Annotated in this window: 16 protein-coding genes; 1 reads left to right on the top strand and 15 read right to left on the bottom strand. The window is 38.5% G+C overall.

Annotation, left to right across the window (positions count from 1 at the left end):
* Nucleotides 1-18: 18 nt before the first annotated feature.
* From MLOOGBEN_RS17730 to MLOOGBEN_RS17705, 5 genes are all read right to left on the bottom strand, one after another.
* Nucleotides 19-243, bottom strand: coding sequence for a hypothetical protein (locus MLOOGBEN_RS17730; protein WP_179159601.1), 225 nt, complete (start codon nt 241-243; stop codon nt 19-21).
* The gene (locus MLOOGBEN_RS17725; protein ID WP_179159600.1) at nt 240-1,436 is read right to left on the bottom strand and encodes a Ger(x)C family spore germination protein; all 1,197 of its coding nucleotides are present in this window, start codon (nt 1,434-1,436) and stop codon (nt 240-242) included. Before MLOOGBEN_RS17725 ends, MLOOGBEN_RS17730 begins: the two co-directional genes overlap by 4 nt.
* Nucleotides 1,429-2,589 (bottom strand): GerAB/ArcD/ProY family transporter, encoded by a 1,161-nt coding sequence (locus MLOOGBEN_RS17720; protein ID WP_179159599.1) that lies wholly within the window; start codon nt 2,587-2,589, stop codon nt 1,429-1,431. Before MLOOGBEN_RS17720 ends, MLOOGBEN_RS17725 begins: the two co-directional genes overlap by 8 nt.
* Before the next feature lie 42 nt (nt 2,590-2,631).
* Nucleotides 2,632-4,203, bottom strand: a complete 1,572-nt coding sequence (locus MLOOGBEN_RS17715; RefSeq protein ID WP_179159751.1) for a spore germination protein — start codon at nt 4,201-4,203, stop codon at nt 2,632-2,634.
* Nucleotides 4,204-4,381: 178 nt separating this feature from the next.
* Nucleotides 4,382-5,188: an RQC domain-containing protein gene (locus tag MLOOGBEN_RS17705; RefSeq protein ID WP_218781237.1), complete on the bottom strand. Its 807-nt coding sequence runs from the start codon at nt 5,186-5,188 to the stop codon at nt 4,382-4,384.
* A gap of 342 nt (nt 5,189-5,530) precedes the next feature.
* Here MLOOGBEN_RS17705 and MLOOGBEN_RS17700 point away from each other — a divergent pair, with 342 nt between their 5' ends.
* Entirely contained in the window at nt 5,531-5,875 is a 345-nt protein-coding gene (locus MLOOGBEN_RS17700) for a hypothetical protein (RefSeq protein WP_179159598.1), read from the top strand.
* Between the two features lie 65 nt (nt 5,876-5,940).
* On the opposite strand, the gene MLOOGBEN_RS17695 is transcribed toward MLOOGBEN_RS17700, so the two are convergent.
* The 10 genes from MLOOGBEN_RS17695 to MLOOGBEN_RS17650 all read right to left on the bottom strand — a co-directional run bounded on the left by MLOOGBEN_RS17695 (nt 5,941) and on the right by MLOOGBEN_RS17650 (nt 15,851).
* Nucleotides 5,941-6,372 (bottom strand): DinB family protein, encoded by a 432-nt coding sequence (locus MLOOGBEN_RS17695; RefSeq protein ID WP_256989149.1) that lies wholly within the window; start codon nt 6,370-6,372, stop codon nt 5,941-5,943.
* A 62-nt stretch (nt 6,373-6,434) separates the two neighbouring features.
* Nucleotides 6,435-7,004 (bottom strand): dihydrofolate reductase family protein, encoded by a 570-nt coding sequence (locus MLOOGBEN_RS17690; RefSeq protein ID WP_179159596.1) that lies wholly within the window; start codon nt 7,002-7,004, stop codon nt 6,435-6,437.
* 385 nt (nt 7,005-7,389) lie between these two features.
* Nucleotides 7,390-7,836 carry a DMT family transporter gene (locus tag MLOOGBEN_RS17685; RefSeq protein WP_179159595.1) on the bottom strand — a complete coding sequence of 149 codons (447 nt, stop codon included), beginning with the start codon at nt 7,834-7,836 and terminating at the stop codon, nt 7,390-7,392.
* Between the two features lie 24 nt (nt 7,837-7,860).
* Nucleotides 7,861-8,181, bottom strand: a complete 321-nt coding sequence (locus MLOOGBEN_RS17680) for a ribonuclease E inhibitor RraB (protein ID WP_256989148.1) — start codon at nt 8,179-8,181, stop codon at nt 7,861-7,863.
* A 278-nt stretch (nt 8,182-8,459) separates the two neighbouring features.
* Complete coding sequence (gene fdhD, locus MLOOGBEN_RS17675; protein WP_256989147.1) at nt 8,460-9,278, bottom strand: formate dehydrogenase accessory sulfurtransferase FdhD; 819 nt, start codon at nt 9,276-9,278, stop codon at nt 8,460-8,462.
* A 31-nt stretch (nt 9,279-9,309) separates the two neighbouring features.
* Entirely contained in the window at nt 9,310-11,667 is a 2,358-nt protein-coding gene (locus MLOOGBEN_RS17670) for an FdhF/YdeP family oxidoreductase (RefSeq protein ID WP_179159592.1), read from the bottom strand.
* A 136-nt stretch (nt 11,668-11,803) separates the two neighbouring features.
* Nucleotides 11,804-12,727, bottom strand: coding sequence for a DMT family transporter (locus MLOOGBEN_RS17665; protein ID WP_179159591.1), 924 nt, complete (start codon nt 12,725-12,727; stop codon nt 11,804-11,806).
* 143 nt (nt 12,728-12,870) lie between these two features.
* On the bottom strand, nt 12,871-13,716 hold the full coding sequence (locus tag MLOOGBEN_RS17660) for a phosphoenolpyruvate hydrolase family protein (protein WP_179159590.1): 846 nt from the start codon (nt 13,714-13,716) through the stop codon (nt 12,871-12,873).
* Nucleotides 13,709-14,944 (bottom strand): Tm-1-like ATP-binding domain-containing protein, encoded by a 1,236-nt coding sequence (locus MLOOGBEN_RS17655; RefSeq protein WP_179159589.1) that lies wholly within the window; start codon nt 14,942-14,944, stop codon nt 13,709-13,711. Before MLOOGBEN_RS17655 ends, MLOOGBEN_RS17660 begins: the two co-directional genes overlap by 8 nt.
* Nucleotides 14,937-15,851: a sugar phosphate isomerase/epimerase family protein gene (locus MLOOGBEN_RS17650; RefSeq protein ID WP_179159588.1), complete on the bottom strand. Its 915-nt coding sequence runs from the start codon at nt 15,849-15,851 to the stop codon at nt 14,937-14,939. The genes MLOOGBEN_RS17655 and MLOOGBEN_RS17650 overlap by 8 nt, the downstream gene beginning before the upstream one ends.
* Between the last annotated feature and the right edge of the window lies 1 nt (nt 15,852).

Raw genomic sequence — 15,852 nt, 5'->3', positions numbered from 1 at the left:
TAAAATTTCTATTACATATTATTGAAGCAGCATTCCTAGAGGCCTAAAAATCTTATCAATAAATTGATTGGGTCCCGGCATATCCGGAAAATAAACGAGAAGGACAGCCAACAGCCATCCTGCCATCGTTAACACTATAAAGGTCCGTTTTTCCCTTTTTTTGTTTTTTTCCATTTTCGGCCATTCATATAATGCCATAAGAATAACCACAACAGTAATCCCGAATACTGACGCTATATTCATTTTTCTCGTACCTCTTCTTCCGATATCCCCTGAGGTGAAGTGGACAAACCAGGTCTCTTTATATACGCCTTCGCTTGAATTTCAATATTTATTTCCGGAAATTTCTCCTCCCACTGATCCTTTACTTTTGACCACTGATCTGGATATTGACGGTGAAATATATCTGCAAAACCCAAAATATCAACCTTCATCTCTTTTTGAACCTGTTCAAGTGCCAAGCGAATTCGCTCTTTGATTTCAGCTTCCATTTGTCTTTGAAGCTTTTTCACAACCTCTGGATTCATTAGATTTAACTTCGTTTCATTTTCCACTGCATCATCTTCTGTTGTAACCTTAATCGTCATTTTCCAGTTATCGTTTTCAATTTTCGGGATCAACTCCGTACGAGAACGAAGGAGATCAAATGAAATCTGACCTTCAGCATCTTCTGGTTTGATGGTTACGGCAGCCAATTTAATTTCATTTCTTAGCCATAATATCCCTCGTGATAGCTCCTCATCCATTCGACCAATCATTTTATCCTTCTTAAAAACAGCCGTTCCATTCACTTGTACCCCTCCTTTCCCTTGAACTTCCTTTTCAACTTCAATCCAAGGCAGTGCCGTATTTCCTGCATCCCCACTTAACATCTCTATTAATTCTTTCAAGGTCACGCTCATTCCAATCTCAAATTTTGCTATTTCTCTTGCGACTTCAGATGAACTGTCATCAAAATCAGGAACTACTTTCAAAATATCAGTTGGCTTGCCTTTACTGACAAATACATACGCTCTGAGCCGCGGTTCTGGGTGACGGGCAAAAAAATCTATGTGTTTCTGAATCCCATCTTCAGCTAATTTCTCCCCAATAATGACCACTCGGTTATGTCCCCAAAAAAGACGGCGGGAAGCACTTGTTTGAAGCTTGGAGTGGCAATCGAAGATCGTTCTGCCAGTTACTCTTTCAACTGTCGTCGGCTGATCCCCCCCTTGGCCACCACTTGATCCCTGCCCTCCTCCCATTGCCTTTGGAATGGCCAACTGAACGGAAAGCTCAATTTCTCCTTCCTCGCTTAGATCAATACCTGTTGCCAACACAATTGCTAAATCATTGATTTCTACACGGTCCCAGCAGCCTGTAAGCAACAGGGGAAAAAGACAGAAAGTAAAGATTAGAGTCATTTTCTTTGCTTTGATTAAAAACATTTTATTCATTCATCTTCCCACTTTCAGGTACCGCTGCCGTGAGATTGTTTATGTTACTGGGAACCTTTTCCCGATTTCGGCGATTTTTTTTCCGAATAACGGAAACAATTAACAGTAGCGTTGGTAGAAGGAATTGGATTAAAAATAAATAAAAAGGACTACTAGTACTAAGGAAAAGAGCTAAAGTTTGTAAATCTGGTGCCACCCAAAAACTAACTGTCACCAATAAAAACCCTATCGGCAGAACAAGCGATCGATAATCAGACAGATCTAACCATTGGGCGGTGCCAATCACTAGAACATAAAAAAAAACAGAAACTTTCACAAATGTGCCCGCAACCCAAATCGCCATCACGATTGACTCAAGATGTTGAAGAAAATCGGCTATGCTGATATACCGTACAGCACTAAAAACCGGATAAGTGAACGTAGCTGTGATTCCCCCAAATAAAAGAAGTGAAACTAAACTTGTTATCACCATCAGAAGCATTACCGCAAACACTGCGATTATGCCCCATTTTAATCCTTTCTCTCTTTGTCCTAAAAATGGAAGTAAGAAAGACAGTAGAAAAAATTCAGTGAACCAAGATGAGGGTACGATTGCCCCCATTAAAGAGGGCAGCACGCCTTTTTCCATTATTGGAAACATCTTTTTAGGTTCTAGATCAGGTAGAAGGAGAATGGCAATAAAAAAGAGTAAAATGATTACTACCGGTACAAAAATTTGTGCAGTTCTTGCTAATACTTCAATTCCGCCGCGTACTGCGAGCGCACAAACAAATGCCATACTTCCAATCACGACGAGCATAGGTGTTTTTATCAGAAAATTCCCCACGACAAACTCTCCGTATTCTCTTAAAACCATTCCGTTTATATGTAAATAAAAGAATAAGTAAAGAAAGCCTACGACTTTTCCTGGAACTGCCCCGATAATTTTCACACTGTATTGGATGACCGTCTCTTTTGGATAGTGGGTATGTAAATGATAGGCAATATAGACAATAAGAAAGCCAGCTAATGAAGCCCAAACCGGTGACATCCACATGTCTTGTTTTGCAAATTTCCCAGTAATAGCTGGCACTAAGAGAATGCCCGTAGCAATAATAGTCGGCAGCATCATGATAGCCATCTGCAAAGAGCTTATTCTTCCTTTTTCAATCATCTTGTTTCACCTCATTCATTCATTCATGAAAGACACAATTCACTATTTTTCGTCCCCTATAGTGGGATCAGGCTTCTGCCCAGGGGATTGTCGATTTTTGTTATGCCTCCCAGTAAAGTGAGGTCTTGAATTCATCTTCCACCATGGTGCACGAAAAAGAACATCCTTCAACTCCCCGCCTTGCATTGGAGCCATTGGGCTAAGGTATGGTACACCAAAAGAACGCAGCGTACATAAGTGAATGATAATGGTAATAATCCCGAGCATTATACCAAGTAGTCCAAGCGTTCCAGCCAATAAAACCATCGGAAAGCGCAGCATTCGAATCGCGATAGCAGCTGAATAGCGTGGAATCGTAAATGAAGCTATTCCTGTAATCGAGACGACAATCACCATCGGAGCAGAAACAATTCCAGCAGAAACAGCTGCTTCTCCTATAACGAGTGCCCCTACTATACTTACCGCTGCTCCAACTTGCTTAGGAAGTCTTAGTCCAGCTTCACGAAGTGCTTCAAATGTGATCTCCATGATTAATACCTCAACGAGAGCTGGAAATGGAATCCGCTCACGTGAAGCAGCCATACTAATCAAAAGTGTAGTCGGAACCATCTCCTGGTGGTAGGTGATCACGGCCACATACAAAGCGGGCAAAAGTAAAGAAATCACAAGGAAAAGGTAACGAAGCCAGCGTATCACTGTCCCAATCATGAATCGTCCATAATAATCCTCAGCTGATTGTAACAAAGAATATAAAGTCGTAGGCAAAATGATTGAAAAGGGAGTTCCGTCAACGAGTATAGCCACACGCCCTTCAAGTAAAGCCGCGATCACGACATCTGGACGCTCGGTTGACAAAACCTGTGGGAAAGGAGAATACGGGTTATCTTCTATAAATTCTTCGATCATGCCACTTTCCAATATTCCGTCAATGTCTATCCTGCTTAATCGGTTTTTTGCTTCTTCAATTAATTCCTTGTCCGCTACTCCCTCCAAATAGGAAATCACAACATTTGTTTTGGTGTAACGGCCAATTTCCATAGATTGAATTTTTAGTTCGGGGCTTCTTATTTTTCTTCGGAGTAACGATGTATTTACCCTTAAAGTTTCAACAAATGCTTCACGAGGTCCCTTGACAACCATCTCTGCTGACGCTTCTTCAATTGAACGCGTCTCCCATTTAGGGAGTCCGAGTGAAAAACCTGTTTTCCTCTTATCTATCAGTATCACTGGATTTCCTGAGGAAATTTCTTTTAGGACCTCAGAAAATGTACTGACTTCTTTGACACTGGATACAGATATTTTTGTTTCAATTAAACTCTTTATGTTAAACAATTCCTCCTCTGTTATCTGCATCAGTGGAGAAAGAACATTGTCATCTAATTCTTGTATATTCGACAGACCATCAATATAAATCAAAAGTGCCTTATCTTTTCTACCTATGAAAAAAGAGCGAAAGATAACATCTGAACAATCTTTATAAATAGATCGGAGCCTGTTTTCATTTCCTATTAAGTTATCAGCTAGCAGATCCTGTTTTTGAGTAAATGTTCTCTCAGCTGAGGCTTTTGTCGCCATTTTAGCTTTCGAAAGCTTCCATCTCATACCCCTCATCATCTTCACCCTTTTTCCCCGTAAAATCGTTTAAAACCTTATCTAATAGGTTTGTTTTTAAAAGGAATTTTATACCTAAAAAGGAAAATATAAATAGGGACCATGGGGACGGTTCTTATGGTTTTTTAAACTAAAATGAGTGCCTGGCACCGATCAACTGATTGGTACTGGCACTCATTTTTTATTCGATAAATCTTGCGGCATCCTTACCGCATTTTCGACATTTACCTTCTAAGACAATCCCTGGTGGTGAATCTTTGACGATATAGTCTACAATTTGTACAACTTCCGTACAATGACTGCACCAAACATTACGTTCAAGTTCTTTGCGAATAGCCGCTGGGATGGCAAACCATTTTTTATTTGCACCAAACGAGATAACCTCTTGTTTGTTTTCCGTTTTAGGTTGATCTTTTCCATTCTCTAATACATCCATAACTTCCTGGATTTTTGCTTTAACCTTTTTAAATTCTATCATTTGCCATGCTTTAAGTATGGTGATTAATTCCTTATTGCCTGATTCTGCAATTTTATCTAACAACAAGAGAATCATACCCCTGTTTCTCTCTTTTAATGTTTCAACAAATTCATATGTATGATTTTCGGCGGCTTCTATCAACTTTTCCATTAGTTCGTCTGCATAGATCTCCCGTTCAATCTCCCAGCCCTTTTCCGTAAAAACAAGCAGTGGAAGTCTGTAATTATATTCAATTTCTAAATAATCTTGCAAAATCATCCAGTCAATTTTTGCAAGAATTTCTTTTTGAGAAATACCTTTAAATGCCCCGTAGACAGGACTTTGATCCAAGTTTAGCTCCAGAAGCTTTTTGTCCTTTGAACCCGCTAAGATTTTAGCAAGCATCGCACGGCCTCCGCTCATAATCAAATCGTCTGCTCCCCGTAAAATTGATTTAATTTCACTATCAGGCAAAGACTCTATTCCATCAGCATTAAGTTCGTATCCAACTCGCTTTACTTTTTTACCCATTCCTCTCCCCCATTTAATCTAAAATCATGTCATTTTCTATTACATGTATTGCCGGGATAATATTGTTTTAACCGGAAGACAAAAAGGATTTTACCCTGTAATCGCCAGTGGAAAACCCTTTTTTAAATATTCAACTATGAATCCAGCTACTAACCCAATAGTGTTTCACACTCCCTAATTATTCTAGTAATTAATTTTATCATTAAATTCCTATAAAGGTCCTCAATTTTTATATTAGTCTCCTACTTCTCTACAAGGGTCTCATTCAAATGAAAAATTTTTATGGTAATGGAATTTTATGTTAATATTAACAATAATGGTATTTTGGGGGTGTAAATAGTAATGCCGATGGAACAGGAAACAATGGGAATGTTAATAGGTGGTTTCTCTATCATAATAGGTGTTACATTTATGATCGTGTTAGTATTGTTGTTTTCAAAAAAACGGAAACCATATCGCATGGCCTATACATTGGTAATAGGATTTTTACTATTCTTCAGCTGGGCTGTCAGCCAAGCCATAAGTGCAATCAGTTTTGATGTAAATCATCCAATGGCATCAGAAGAAATATCTTTGCGTCTTGGTATATCCGGGGTTCTTTGGGCAATCAGTATGTTATTTTTAATCCTTGGTTTAATTAAATTTTCATTTATAAAAACACCGAATGCAGAAGCAATACAAAAATAATACTTGTTATGTTTAAGAGGCATCGGAAGGAATCGATGCCTCTTTTATTTTGCTATAACTACACATCACCTTTTAAACGTAATAAAGTCAACATTAATAGGTTCGAGTGCTGCTGTTCTTAGAAGTTGATTAATCTGTCCTCGATGGTACTGACCGTGAAGAGCGACATGAGATAGGATTTCTCTAATTGTATTGTGAAACTCTGTACCTTTACTATTTTTATAGGAGAATGCTCGATCAAGGTCCGTATTGGATAACTTTGAAAGTAAATCAGCGTAGTTTTGATGATTTTGATTAACCATCTCTACACAGGATTCTAAACTAACCTCTGCCCAGATCGGTAAATGTGAACTATTCGCGCCAATTAATCTAGTAAACCAAACTTTTTCTGCATGAAGAATATGTGAGAAGAGATTATTTGCCTGCTTGTTCTCCATCGCACCGTTTTGTAAGGTTTCAAGAATCCGTTGATTAGCCCAATGTAAATGCTTTAACATCGATTGGAGTGTTTCCAAAAAAAGCACCATCCCTTATCTAAAAATTTATAGGCGAAATATTATTAATCCCTATTCAAATGATAGATTAGCTGGACAACTCCTGAGGAGAATGATTTGGTGTTAACCAATTTCAAATTTACCCTCTCTTGAATATCCATAAACAACGGTTTACCTTCTCCCAAGACTACAGGGTGAACAGATAATCTAAATTCATCCACAAGCCCTAATTTAATAAAAGTAGTAATTAGACTGGCTCCCCCATATAACCAGATGTCTTTACCAGGCGTATTCTTTAATGTATTGATTTCTTCAAGAATCTGGTCATTTATAAATATTACTTTATCATCTGTCCCTTTTTGCGTTCTGGAAAACACATATTTCTGTTTACTGTGTACTAACTCCCACAATTCACTTTCAGTTTCCGCCACTTCTGTTTCTGGTGTATATTGCCCCCATAACTCGTAGCTCTTTCTCCCATATAAAATTGTATCAATTTGATGTAAGAAATCAGTAAACCCCATTTCCGAATCCATAATGCACCAATCAATTTCTCCATTTTTCCCTTCAATAAATCCATCTAACGAAACAGCTAAATCTAAAATTATTTTTCTTTGTTTTACCTCAATAGACATGGCTTTACCTCCTATTTGATTTTGGCTCTGTGATTATTCATGGTTGATTTTCGTGTAGGGTTGAGAATTCATAGGCGGAGAATTTCCGGCTATTATATATAGAGCAAGCGTAAGAAGGTGATATAAGCGGAGGTATTCCGGTTAACTGCATTAAATAAGACAAAATCGATGGATTTGGATACAATAAGCGGAAATTCTCCGCTTATTTTTAAGGATATATAGTTATTTCCTAATTTAAACGGAAATTCTCCGCTTATTTTCTAAACACAGTGAAATCAACATTCAGTTTTAATAGAGCCTTGATTTATATATATCAGTCTCGCTCTTATACAGACCACCGCACCATTTACCTTATAATACATAACATGAAAAGGTATTATCAAAACTATTTAATATTCCCCTTGAATATCAAAAATAGCGAGATAAGTAATAAAACTAAACCTGTAACGCGGTACCAATCAATGGGTATCGGTTGTTTGATGAAGATCCCAAAGTGATCAAGTGTCACGCTTATTAATAACTGTCCAACAATTACAGCTGTTATAGCTGAAGCTACTCCAATTTTGGGTACTACGGCGACCATAATCGTTACATATCCAACACCAAGGGCTCCACCTATTAGCTGCCATTTCGGAACGGTTGTTACTTTTAATAAATCTCCTTTACCTAGAAAAATAGCAAGTAATAAGAGAATGATTGTTCCGATAAAAAACGAAACAAAACTGCCTTCAATTACGCCAATTTTTTTGCCTAAAACACCATTTATCCCCGCTTGTGTTCCTATAAAAGTCCCGCCAATTATGGCTAATAATAAGTAAATAAACATCTGCATCTTTTTACCACCTTGATAATCCTTTTAGTCTACAAAAACGCCCCAACCGTCAGAATACCCACCATGTGGTTTACTTAAGTTATTTAATTTATTCTGTATTTTAATTAATTCATTATAATTTAATAACATTCTTTTAGAGCAACAACATGCCCACTCTTCCGTTTCGTCGTCTTGCTCTAAGAAACAATTGAATCCTTCTCCTTTTAGTACTTGATTTAATTCTTCACCTGTTGCTTTATCAGGCACGGCAACAAAAAAGTCAACTGATTGTTGTTTTTTAAAATCTAATCCATCTTTATATAGACTATGTAAAGCATCTCCATCAGCATCATTTGGAAATTTCATTCGTTTTTCCTCCATATTCTAGTACATTTATTCTTTTCATTATAATTCACTTATTTCTTTTCGACCAACCATAAATCTTTATTGTTCAAAAAAAATAAAAGCAACAACGGCAATTCGGGAAGTACAAAAAATTCAAGGATTGTTAAAATCCCAAATATATTCTAAATAAAAAAACGGTGCCATTATACTCGCACCGTTACATAGAAAAATATAAATGTCGAAACTTTCTATGAATATAAAAGTGCCGTCTTTTGTATTCAAATAGAACGGATAAATAATTATAAGATAGAAGATGGCCGATTATATTCAAACCCTTGAATCCGTTCCTGATGGGTGTATACATTGAATCCGTTTCCCCGTATAAACCCAACTGCCGTAATGCCAAGTTCCTCTGCTAAATCTAAGGCTAAATTGGTAGGAGCCGATTTAGTGAGGATAATTCCAACACCAATCTTAGCTGCCTTTAATAAAACTTCAGAAGAAATTCGACCACTGAAGGCAATGATTTTATCCTTTAATGGAATTCGATTCATTATACAATAACCAAATAGTTTATCTAGGGCGTTATGGCGTCCAATATCTGTTCTAGATACAACGATTCCATCACTGGTGCATAATGCAGCATTATGAACACCACCGGTTTGTTGGAAATGTGATGAACTCTCCTGCAGCTGCTTCATTAGGTCCCTGCATTGTTCCGGTGTAATTGTCAATTTCGTCATCACTGTCTTTGCGGTCTTCATGTCATTATGAAAGTAAAATTGCCGTCCTTTTCCGCAGCAAGAACCAATAAATCGCTTTGAGTGTAAATCCTTTTGAATACAATGTTTTTTCAAAAGTTCAACATATGCGAATCCCCTTTCTTCATCGATGTGGAGGGATTCGATGTCTTGATAAAAGCGAATAACACCCTCGGATGCAAGAAAGCCGACCACCAATTCGTACCATTCTGATGGAGTACAAACCATAGTGGCAAACTCATTACCATCTAGAATAATTGTTAATGCTGTTTCAACCGCAATGTCATCCTCTTCCTCGAAAAAGCTTTGTCCATTATACCTGACAATGTTTTGAGAAGTTGTAATTTCCTTTAACAATATTGTCCCCCCTCCCAATATTTTCACTCTATTAACCAACTTCGGTTTCAAGATCTGCAATAGGCTTTTCCGCATATTGAGTGTCTTTACGTGCGTTATACCGCTCGGCCTTTTCAACATTTACCGTAATATTGTAATCTGGGATTCCAGCAAACTTCTCGTACCTGCCACGCGGCAGCAAGAAGTTACCTTCTGGGAAGTGCACTTCTAAATTCCCAGGTGCAATATCAACGAACTTCGCAGTACCTTGGAAGATACCAAATCCGTTGTAAACAACGATTCCTTCTCCCTCAGCGATACTTAATTTTTGACCATCAACAGGACTCATTAGTACATCATAGCGGCCTGCACCGTTCAATGGGTCAACTTCTTTATAAACCATCGAATTAAACTGTTTGCCCCGGCGGGAAGTAATGATAAACTGTTCTGGCTTTTTATTTAGATCAGGAATTTCAACTGGAATTAAGTTTGCTCTACCATCTGGCGTTGGACAAATTCCATCTTCACATAACCAAGCACCGCCCCACTGAAAAACATCCCCTTGCTTTTTCAAGTGTTGGATTCCATCGTAATCTGGGTTTGCTTTCGCAATCTCTGCTCGAATCGCAAAACCATCGGCAAATTCAACCAAGTGTGCAGTCACAGGTTTTACTCGCTTTGCGAGGTCAATGTATACCTTCCATTCAATACGTGCTTCTTCGATTTTGTTTTTGTTACCTGTAATTTCAGGTGAGTAATAAACCATACGTTCAGTAGACGTGCTGGTCCCGCCATCCTCTTGCTCATAACGGGTTTTCGCTGGTAGTACGATAACTGCTTCCTTGGCATCGACTAATGTGGAGGTATTTAGAATAATATCTTGGTGCACCCGAACATCAAGCTCTGATAAGGCATATTCAATGAAGTCTGGGTCCGGCATCGTCTCTATGAAGTTACCGCCAGATAAGTAATAAAGCTTCACTTTCCGTTCATGGTCTTCGGGAAGCACAATGTTTTCCAATGTCACCCCAACGATATCTCCCTGCCATTTCGGAAGATCAAATCCCCAAAGTTTTTCGATCCTATCTACATTCTGGGTATCCCAGCCACCACCAGGCAGCACGAAGGGATCTGCCCCCATTTCGCCGCTCCCTTGAACACTTGAGTGTCCGCGGAATGGCATGAGACCTGCATTTTTACGCCCTAAATGGCCACGAAGCAGTGCCAAATTTGCCACTTGTGATATATTGTCTGTTGCAAAAGAGTGCATAGTTAGTCCAAGGGCCCAAGCATAGACAGCGTTTTTGCTGTTTGCTAATAGTTCCGCTAATTCAATAATCCGTCCTTTTGAAACGCCTGAAGATTCAATAATTTCTTCCCAACATTGCTCTTGTACTTTATTCGTTAGTTCTTCAAACCCGTTCACATGTTCTTTAACAAACTGATGATTTATTGCGGATCCGTATTCATTTTCTTCCATATCAAACCAATGCTTCATAATTCCGTGCATAAAAGCAATATCGCCGCCGATATTGACCTGGTAGAAATCATCGGCAATTTTCGTTCCGAATAGTGCAGACTCAGGATTTGAGGGAATCCAATATTTATCCATTGCTGGCTCCCGGTATGGGTTTACAACGATGATTTTGGTGCCTTTCTTCTTTGCTTCAAGCATGTATTTTGAAGATACAGGTGAAGAGTTTGAAGCCACACTCCCCCAAAACAATAAGACATCGGTTCCGATCCAATCCAAATAATTAGAGGTGGAAGCCCCTACACCAATCGAACGTTTTAAGGCCGTCTTACTTGGTGCGTGACAAATACGGGAAGCGTTATCAATATGATTGGTCCCAAGAAAACGTGCTACCTTTGCGGCAACATAATAGCTTTCATTGGTAATTCCACGAGCAGTTAAATAAAACGAATATTGCTTTGGATTTAACTTCTTCATTTTGTCCGCTATGAAATCCATAGCTTCATCCCAACTAATCCTGGAGAAATTCCGTTCTCCTTTTCTGCGAATCATTGGATAGGGTATCCGACCAAGCTTACGGAGCTCAGTGCTATCATATTTTCTTAATTCCTCAATATCCGCATGAAGAATATCAGGCATAATGGCAGGCATTGTATTTAACCTAAGTACATTCATACGTGTCGTACAAACATGCAGTCCCTCCAATGTCTGATCATATAAACCAGACACACCAAGTGCGCATCCGTCACAAACACCTTTTGTTATAATATTGGCTGCATAGCCTAAATTATCTCGGTTATCCCAAGCGATTTTCATCGTATCACGAATATGTTTTGGTTTTATTTTTCCGAGTCCAAAAGGAATAGGACTTACCCAATGCTCAGGAGCAGGCAATTTTTCCTTTTTTTGTGGTCCTGGATGTAGTGTATTTCCCATTTATATTTCCTCCTTAAACTTTCAAAAGTTTAACGAATCCAATAAAGAAACCACCAAGGAGTCCCTCTTATGCTTAGGGGAATTCTCCAAGGTGGATAGTCTTTAACTGGCTCGAAGTCAAGTACCAATTAAGATACTATGCCTTTATGGTGGTTCCTACTGTACTTTCTTTGTTTGGTTTGACTTGCCCGATTTCAGCACCTAGTAGAACACCGATTACGATTAAACCAAATCCAGCCCAGTGAGACATATAAATACTTTCATGTAAAACAAAATAGGCAGAGATCACTGAGAAAAATGGAGAAAGATTTAGGAAGATGGCAGAATTTCCAGCTCCAACCTGTTGGATGGCAGAATTCACAATTAAGTAGCCTAATCCAGTGGCAACAAAACCAGAGAAAATTAATAATCCCCAAGCAACACCGCTTCCCCCTGGAATTTGAGAGATTCCGTTGGGTTCAGTGATAAATCCAATAATCAATATAATAAATGAACCTATTAAGAGGGTCATTCCAGTCATATAAGTAGTATTAAGAGTTTCTGATGCCTTCTTGATCAATACAAAGCTAATCGTCTGCACAATTACTGCGACACACAAATACAAATCACCCATTGAAATTGCAAAGCCTTCATTGCTTCCTGTCATAATAATAACGGTAACCCCGATAAAACCTAATATAAAGCCCAATCCCCTTTGGTTGGTTAATTTATCTTTGAGAAAAATCGCTGCTGCAATTGCGGTTGCAATAGGTGATGCTCCTAGAATAATTCCAGCATTTGTTGCAGTTGTATTATTCAATCCAACAGACATAAAATATTGAAAACCAAATATACCAAAAGTAGAAATACCAATTACGTAATACCATTCTTTCCTTGTTAATTTACGATACAATTTTTTATAAAAGATGAATGGTACTAGTGCAAGAAACGCAATAAAAACACGAAATGCTGTGATTGTTACAGGTGGAAACTCAGAGACGACGATTTTTACAGCAATTACGTTAAACCCCCAAATGGCCATCATGGCTATTAATAATAAGTATAGATAGGTCTGCCTCATTCATTAATCCCCATTCTAAAAAATCTTCCTCATTTACCAATTTCCCATAAAAAGACCACTGCAATTACGCACAAAAATACGAGATTACAATGGTCATTGATTAGAATAATAGTGACGAGTTAAATCGTACTTTAGTTATTCACTTACGCTTGAACCTTTGAACTTAGATTAATATTTTTGAATTGTTTTACCTGACCAGAAATGGCTTGTTCCGTTGGTAATCTTTCAATACTAGAAGCTCCGAAGAATCCAGAAACTCCGTTTGTTCGCCTTAATACATATGCTGCATCTTCAGGCTCAGAGATTGGCCCGCCGTGACACAATACAATAATATCTGGATTCACTGATTTCCCAGCATCGTGAATCTTTTGAACTAATTCAACAGCATCATCAATATCCATGGCTGTATGTGCACCAATGGCACCTTTGGTCGTAAGACCGACATGAGCCACTAAAATGTCTGCTCCTGCTTTTGCCATTTTAATCGCATCTTCTTCATTAAAAACATAAGGAGAAGTGACGAGTCCTATATTGTGAGCTTTGCGAATCATATCAACCTCTAAGTCATACCCCATTCCTGTTTCTTCTAGATTCTGACGGAATTGGCCATCAATAAGTCCAACTGTAGGGAAGTTTTGTACCCCAGTAAACCCTTGTTCCTTCAGTTGCTTTAGGAATACATCCATATTTCGGAATGGGTCTGTACCACAAACACCAGCAAATACGAGAGTATCTTCAACAATTGTTAATACTTCATTGCCCATTTCCACGACAATTTGGTTAGCATCGCCATATGGCATTAATCCAGCTAACGACCCACGACCAGCCATACGATATCGACCTGAGTTATATATGATAATTAAATCAATGCCACCTGCTTCTGCACTTTTTGCTGAAAGGCCGGTACCTGCTCCTCCACCAATAATAACCTCGTTGTTTTGTATTTTTTGCTTTAATTTTTGAATAACTTCCACTCTCGATTTAGACATGTGTCGCATCTCCTTTCTTTGCACCTATTTGTTCTAATAATGTTGTTGCTAGTAATTCAGAAACACTTGGATGATTGATATCCTCTTCTACTTCAATAAACGTAATATGATCATGTAAATTTTCCTTAATGGCGTTGTATAACGCATCACGTTCTTCTGGACCATCGAATGGCTGCCCCGCACAATCTAATAGGGAAACGCCGCCTTTTGGAAAAACAAGGATAACTGGTGATGTGCTTTTATTTAATTTTTGAGCGATGATTTCACCCAGTTTACGATTTTCTTCTATCGTTGTTCTCATGAGCGTAGTGGTTGAATTATGCTGATAGAATTTCCGATCCCTAAATTGCTCAGGAACTGTTTCTGGAGGACCAAAGTTTACCATATCCAATGCTCCAACTGAAACTACCTGTGGAATTCCAACTTGACCGGCAGCTTCAAGGCGGGATTCACTAGATTGAAAGATTCCACCAACAAGTCCGTCAGCTAATTCAGTTGTTGTAATATCTACAACTCCTTTAATGAAACCTTCCTTTATTAATGCTTCCATGGAGTCCCCACCAGCTCCAGTGGCATGGAATACGAGAACATCATATCCACTTCGCTCTAGGATTTCTCTTGTTTGATTCACACATGGTGTCGTAACCCCGAACATGGTTGCACCAATCATTGGCTTTTTTTCCACTTCTATACTAATTGTATTTCCTTTAACCATGCCACTAAGTGCATTGGCTGCATTCTTTAAGATGAGTGAAGAAAGACTATTAATGCCTGCAATATCCACAATAGAATACAGCATCATAATATCCTTCTCACCCACATAAGGTCTGGTGTTTCCAGAAGCAACGGTTGAAACTAATAGCTTTGGAATTCCGATTGGAATATCCTTCATGGCTGTTGCGCCTACCGTAGTTCCAGCTGTTCCTCCCATTCCGAACACAGCACCAACCTTGCCTTCTTCTACTAATCTATTTACTACATTTCTTGCACCATTCGCCATAACGGTAACAGCGGTACCACGATCATTCTTCTCTCTTAACTCCTCCAATGAGGAGCCGCCAGCTTTCGCGACTTCCTCATTCGAAACATCGCCTTCGGTAAAGGAAGGATACACAGCCGTATTCACTAAAATTGTTTCAAGTCCATTTTCTTCAATAATTCCTTTGACATATAGAAACTCATTTTCCTTTGTATCCAATGAACCTACTAAAACAATTTTCTTACTCATGTGCACCCTCCTTTGCTACGATTCCTTCGAAGAATTCCTTTGTTTGACGTACAACTTCTACCTCACCAATTCGATCTTGTACATAAAATGACGGATAATGGGTGTCAATGGTTAAGATGGCTTGAGGATCATTTTCGGAAATGGCCTTCATTACTGGACCATGGTCATAATCATCTTTTCCTGCGATGGCAAAATTACCGAAAGTACCAGTAGGATTTTCTACCGTAATGGAATTTGATAATCGGTATGCACCTTTTAAGTGTGTTTGATAAACATGACCTTTTATATGCTCATAAGTCTCAACACTAGGATACTCTCCTGCTCTCCAACCATTCAATACGTCCCAGTTAACCTTTAAATTCGGATGATTCGTATAGTTCATTAGAATTCCGAGTTCTTTGCAACTGTTCGTTAATGTTGGCGGTTCATTTTCTACTAAGAGAATTTTATTTCTAGATTTTGCTTGTTCTGCATGTCGTAACATCACCTTAGCATTATGCCGATATTGCGTATCCTTTTCTTCATCCGAAAGAAGATTGAAATCCTCTTGACGGTAAAGGGAATAAATACGAATAAAATTAGTAGAAAAAATATCAGATAAGTCAAATAAACGGTTAAGTACCTCACCCATTTGCTTATGGTGCTTTTCATCATGATTATCATATTTAGGCGGTCCAGAGAACGTACAAGAGTTAACGGCCCAAGAGCTTAGGCTGCTAACCTGTAGCCCTTTCTCTTGAATGAGTTCACTTATTGCTCGCGCTTTTTCCGGAGTGATATCGTCAATGGTAGACCCATCTAATTTCCCTCTTAAGTCAATATTCGTAAAACCTAAGCTCTTTGCATACTCCAATGACTCTTGAAAAGATTCAGTTCCTAACATATCTGTAAAAATGCTAAATTTCATC

This window comes from Bacillus sp. EB106-08-02-XG196 (assembly GCF_013396335.1).
Classification (GTDB): Bacteria; Bacillota; Bacilli; order Bacillales; family Cytobacillaceae; genus Neobacillus.
Note: the sequence above shows the minus strand (reverse complement) of the source record. Positions and strands in the feature narration are given on the sequence as shown.

Bases quoted from the DNA above. Each gene is read 5' to 3' on its own strand.
- MLOOGBEN_RS17665 (WP_179159591.1), bottom strand. From the start codon at position 12,727: ATGAGGCAGACCTATCTATACTTATTATTAATAGCCATGATGGCCATT.
- MLOOGBEN_RS17705 (WP_218781237.1), bottom strand. From the start codon at position 5,188: ATGGGTAAAAAAGTAAAGCGAGTTGGATACGAACTTAATGCTGATGGA.
- MLOOGBEN_RS17670 (WP_179159592.1), bottom strand. From the start codon at position 11,667: ATGGGAAATACACTACATCCAGGACCACAAAAAAAGGAAAAATTGCCT.
- MLOOGBEN_RS17650 (WP_179159588.1), bottom strand. From the start codon at position 15,851: ATGAAATTTAGCATTTTTACAGATATGTTAGGAACTGAATCTTTTCAA.
- MLOOGBEN_RS17685 (WP_179159595.1), bottom strand. From the start codon at position 7,836: ATGCAGATGTTTATTTACTTATTATTAGCCATAATTGGCGGGACTTTT.
- MLOOGBEN_RS17720 (WP_179159599.1), bottom strand. From the start codon at position 2,589: ATGATTGAAAAAGGAAGAATAAGCTCTTTGCAGATGGCTATCATGATG.
- MLOOGBEN_RS17660 (WP_179159590.1), bottom strand. From the start codon at position 13,716: ATGTCTAAATCGAGAGTGGAAGTTATTCAAAAATTAAAGCAAAAAATA.
- MLOOGBEN_RS17680 (WP_256989148.1), bottom strand. From the start codon at position 8,181: ATGAAATTTCCAAATGATGCTGATGGAGATGCTTTACATAGTCTATAT.
- MLOOGBEN_RS17725 (WP_179159600.1), bottom strand. From the start codon at position 1,436: ATGAATAAAATGTTTTTAATCAAAGCAAAGAAAATGACTCTAATCTTT.
- MLOOGBEN_RS17715 (WP_179159751.1), bottom strand. From the start codon at position 4,203: ATGATGAGGGGTATGAGATGGAAGCTTTCGAAAGCTAAAATGGCGACA.
- MLOOGBEN_RS17730 (WP_179159601.1), bottom strand. From the start codon at position 243: ATGAATATAGCGTCAGTATTCGGGATTACTGTTGTGGTTATTCTTATG.
- MLOOGBEN_RS17690 (WP_179159596.1), bottom strand. From the start codon at position 7,004: ATGTCTATTGAGGTAAAACAAAGAAAAATAATTTTAGATTTAGCTGTT.
- MLOOGBEN_RS17695 (WP_256989149.1), bottom strand. From the start codon at position 6,372: ATGTTAAAGCATTTACATTGGGCTAATCAACGGATTCTTGAAACCTTA.
- MLOOGBEN_RS17655 (WP_179159589.1), bottom strand. From the start codon at position 14,944: ATGAGTAAGAAAATTGTTTTAGTAGGTTCATTGGATACAAAGGAAAAT.
- MLOOGBEN_RS17700 (WP_179159598.1), top strand. From the start codon at position 5,531: ATGCCGATGGAACAGGAAACAATGGGAATGTTAATAGGTGGTTTCTCT.